Source organism: Aquimarina aquimarini (assembly GCF_900299535.1).
Lineage (GTDB): Bacteria > Bacteroidota > Bacteroidia > Flavobacteriales > Flavobacteriaceae > Aquimarina > Aquimarina aquimarini.
The window spans coordinates 1-4,338 of sequence record NZ_OMKE01000045.1; the positions used below are offsets into that span (position 1 = coordinate 1).

The following is a 4,338-nucleotide window of genomic DNA, read 5'->3' on the forward strand; positions in this document are numbered from 1 at the left end:
AAAACTTCAAGCACGGTTTGATGAAGGGGGCGCTGACAGTCTCGTAAAATTTTACTAATTTAGTGAGAAATTTAACAGAGCTGTCAGGCTCTACTCTACTCTACAATCATGAAGAAAGATCTAACTTATTGGATTTGTAATAAAGAAGACAACCGAATTAATGATAATATTAAATTTGAGGATGGAGAGGTATTTGAGATAATCGGAAATGTCAATTTAATAAGATTAAAAGACGGAAGATATCAAGTAGCGGAATTTGGCTCTTTTAAAAAAATATTAGATGGAGATGGTTTCCCTCTTATAGATAATGAAATTGCAAAGGTTCTCGAAAAACATGCTCCTGATCAAATTGAATTAAGACCTGTTGAGATTTTCAGAAGAGCCAATAATCAAAAGTGGACAAACTACTCAGAATTGATCACTAAGCGAACTATTGATCTTCAAAGTTATGACAAAACCGAATCCAAGGGAATTAATATTTTCACGTTACTGAACACATTTATATATGTTTCTCATGATCTGAAAAAAATAATTGAAAGTGAATTAGAACACTTAACTGATATTAGATTCAAACAGGGACTACCTATTATGATCGGATAAAAAAGTAGATAACAACATATATGTGATCATAGCAGCTAGGTGATGAATCGAATGTTTCTTGTATTTTTGGTAAGGCGCAATGCTTGCAGAAAGTGAAAGTTAGCAACCAATGCGCAAGAAAAATCGAAAAGCAAGGTAACAATTTGCTCTGCTACGACACATATATTAAACGTTACCCAATATTGTAAATGACCGAATTCACTCCACCGATATCTGAACGAAAAACTGAGGAATTAATCGAAATTGTTTACTCGGGAAAAGATCATTGGAATGAAGAAGCTATAAGACAATCTAAACAAGAACTTGCTAAACGAAATATTTCGCAAAAAGAACAAGATAGGGTCATTGCGAAGTGGGAAAAAGAAACGGAAAAGCATTTAGCACAGGAAAAGAAAAGACTTGAAAAAAACAAAACTGAGAGTTATAAAGTTTGGGAAATGATTGTGCTCTTCCTATTCGGTCCTATACTTTTTTTTAGACCTTATATATTTAATTCACATACTCTATTTACTTTAAGAGGTGAGAACTACTTTTTAAAATTCAAACAAAGGATTGTTATATTTTTATTTAGCTTCATCGCTTGGTATTTTTACACAAATTACTCTTTTGAACAATCTGAAAAAAAGCGACTTGAAGAGATTGATAAAATTGACATATCTGACTGGAAAAGGAAACACGGATATGAATAAAAAACATTGGGTAACAACACCTATGCGATAATGCGGTATTTTGGTTTAATCGAAAAGTTATTGCTTATTTGGTTAGTCGCCAAAGATTTAAATTTAGTATTTTAGAAAATATAAAAACAAAACATAAACTTTGGCTAGGTGCTGGTTCGAAAACTTGCAATTTTCTGTTCCCGCACTACGCATAGCTAAACGTTATCAGCAATTAAAACGAATCTATACAAAAGCCTAAATATGGAATCGAATCAATTAAGTGATAAAATAATTGAAGTCGGAAAAACATCTTTTAAATTATGGCTTGAATTCGAAGTATCAAGTCCTTGGGATGATCTTGAAAATGATTTCGCTAATGTTATTGTTGACACATTAGATGGAAGAAGTTACGGAATAAACGTTTGGACATTTAAATATCTTGAATCTGCGATTAAACAGGATCAGGAAAACGGTGAGAATTTAAAAGGACTTTATCAAGTACCACCAGACCTATTTGTAAAGGAATTAACCCGAAACTGTGTAGAAAAAACAATTACTGACTTGTTGAAAAATGGAAATTTGGAAGAAACCCTGAATAGCACAACTTTTGAATTGAAGTTTATTGAACCATATTGGGGTGCTATTGAAATGGAAGAGAAAAGTATTCAAAAATTAATGGACGAACTCGAACTTGAATTACCTGACGATCATCTGTTACTTAATGAGAACTCTGAACTAATTGCTAGAAAGACCAATAATGATGATATTGTATTGGAACTGGAAGATGGAAGAATTGCAGTTGTTCATCTGACATGGAAATCGAAAAAAGAAACTAATGAATACCCTATAACAAGGATCTACAGAGACAAAGTGGATTTTTGGTATAAAGAAATGAAAAAAGACATACTTGAATTTAACGAATAAAAAAAGCTGATAACAAGTTGTATATTGCATATGCTGCCTTCGGCAAGCAAACACAACATACAAGCAACGTTGTGGGTAATGTGAAAATCAAAATTGTATGAATAAAATATTTCTATTCTTTTTGCTTCAATTCTTAGTAATCTCATCATTCGCTCAGTCTGATAGTGAAATAGCATTGACAAAAGCGAAGGAAGCTATTAAATTAATGGATGAAGGAAAAATAGATAAAAGCATTGAGCTTTTAGAAGAAAGTCAAAAACTTGATTCAAAAAACTATATCTATCCTTATGAGATTGCATATGCTTATGTGTTGAAAAAAGAATACAAAAAAGCTATAAAAATCCTTAAAAAGGTAAAAAAATATGAGACCTTAAATAGTCAAGTCTATCAAATGTCAGGTAACTGCTACAGTTATCTTGAGGAACCAGACAAAGCAATTAAAGAATATGAAGAAGGAATGAACCGTTTTCCAAATTCTGGCAATTTACATTTAGAAAAAGGAAATATATTTCTTGGGCAAGAAAAATATGATGAGGCAATAAAGAATTATGAAAATGGTATTGATGTTGATCCGACCTACACTTCAAACTACTACAGACTTGCTAAGCTATTTTTGAACTCAACCGATAAACTATCAGGTTTAATATATGGCGAGATTTTCATGAATTTAGAGAGAACTACTGAACGGACTCAAGAAATTAGCGAACTTCTCTATGACACATATCAATCGTCAATTACTTTAAGCGACAAGGAATCTAAAATTGATTTCTGCGAAGTCATTATTGACGCTTCAGAAATGAAACCAAACGAAGAAATAAAATTACCACTTTGTGCAATTTTTGGCAAGAACTTCATTTTAGCTATAATTAATGAAAAAACTATTGACTTAAATTCACTTTCGCTAATTAGACAAAAGTTTATTGAGAACTACTTTAAAGAAGATTTTGAAAAATATCCAAATGTACTTTTTAACTATCAAAAAGAGTTGCTTGATGAAAACCTATTTGATGCTTATAATCATTATTTGTTTCAAATTGGAGCTCAAGATGAGTTTAATGAATGGATAGAAACCCATAACAAAGAATATGATGAATTTGTCGAATGGTACACGAAAAATGAAAATATAATTGATGTAAATACCAAAAACAAATTTATAAGGTAAATCACTACCCACAACAATGGGTATATTGCATAGCTTCCTAACGTGAGCTACGACAACATACCCGAGACGTTGTAATGCATTTGAAAAAAACATCCATATTAACTATTACATTTTTGATTTTAGGATTATTCCTAATTTCAAGTTGTGCTATTTTTCAATCTAAGTATATTGAGATTGAGGAAGAAAACGGTGAATGCTATAATAAATATCAGTATGAAATAATAGAAAATAAACTCATAGAAGTAGACAATTCTGAATTTAATAATTTAACATTTAAGATAGTTGATTCAGAAAGACCTCAATCTGAGCCAGAAATTTTCCCAAGCGCTATCAAACTTGAAAGTCAATCGATTAAACATGAAATTATATTTGATTTTCAAACACCAATTTCTTTAAAAAACAACACGTATGATATCTTTGTACAAGATTTCATACAAAGCTTTGAATCAAATGGAGATTTGGGTGAATATAAGAAAATAGGAACTATTGAATTAAGAAAAGGAGGAAAAAGAGAAATCACAATTAGTAGTAAAGCAATATCTACAGGATGTATAAGCTATACTACAAAAAGGAAAGTATTACGAAGTGATCTGGATAAAACTAAAAGGCAAGTAAAAAATTAATTATATGAATTTTCATGTTTTCATTACTTAATGAACGAACCTATAGATAAAAATGCTAAATAAAGACAGATATAAAAACGCATTACAACAAAAGCTATAATTAATACCGGATTAAGTACTTAATCCAAAGTTTAGTGTATTTTTATAAAGTCCGCCAAATCTTTTGATTTGGCTTTAAAACAAAAAAGATAAAACGAAATAAAAAGTTTTGGCTAAGTACTTAATCCGAAATTAAATACTAATTTAATCCCGCACTAACCATAGCCGAGACGTTAGGCAACATTAAGATTAAAATCAACGAATGAAAAAAACAATATTTTTATTATTTGCAATTCTACCAGTTTTGACTTTCGGACAAAGCGAATCTAAA

Annotated in this window: 5 protein-coding genes; all 5 read left to right on the forward strand. The window is 30.5% G+C overall.

Features of this window, described 5'->3' with window-relative positions; translation table 11 throughout:
* The first annotated feature begins 108 nt into the window (after positions 1-108).
* Positions 109-600, forward strand: coding sequence for a hypothetical protein (locus DG508_RS17550; RefSeq protein ID WP_108869395.1), 492 nt, complete (start codon positions 109-111; stop codon positions 598-600).
* Between the two features lie 188 nt (positions 601-788).
* Positions 789-1,289 (forward strand): hypothetical protein, encoded by a 501-nt coding sequence (locus DG508_RS17555; RefSeq protein ID WP_108869396.1) that lies wholly within the window; start codon positions 789-791, stop codon positions 1,287-1,289.
* A gap of 231 nt (positions 1,290-1,520) precedes the next feature.
* Positions 1,521-2,183: a hypothetical protein gene (locus DG508_RS21205; RefSeq protein ID WP_199912809.1), complete on the forward strand. Its 663-nt coding sequence runs from the start codon at positions 1,521-1,523 to the stop codon at positions 2,181-2,183.
* 97 nt (positions 2,184-2,280) lie between these two features.
* Entirely contained in the window at positions 2,281-3,345 is a 1,065-nt protein-coding gene (locus DG508_RS17565) for a tetratricopeptide repeat protein (protein ID WP_108869397.1), read from the forward strand.
* 74 nt (positions 3,346-3,419) lie between these two features.
* Positions 3,420-3,968, forward strand: coding sequence for a hypothetical protein (locus tag DG508_RS17570; protein WP_108869398.1), 549 nt, complete (start codon positions 3,420-3,422; stop codon positions 3,966-3,968).
* The last annotated feature ends 370 nt before the right edge of the window (positions 3,969-4,338 follow it).

Coding starts and splice junctions, on each gene's coding strand:
- DG508_RS17570 (WP_108869398.1), top strand. CDS start 3,420: ATGCATTTGAAAAAAACATCCATATTAACTATTACATTTTTGATTTTA.
- DG508_RS21205 (WP_199912809.1), top strand. CDS start 1,521: ATGGAATCGAATCAATTAAGTGATAAAATAATTGAAGTCGGAAAAACA.
- DG508_RS17565 (WP_108869397.1), top strand. CDS start 2,281: ATGAATAAAATATTTCTATTCTTTTTGCTTCAATTCTTAGTAATCTCA.
- DG508_RS17550 (WP_108869395.1), top strand. CDS start 109: ATGAAGAAAGATCTAACTTATTGGATTTGTAATAAAGAAGACAACCGA.
- DG508_RS17555 (WP_108869396.1), top strand. CDS start 789: ATGACCGAATTCACTCCACCGATATCTGAACGAAAAACTGAGGAATTA.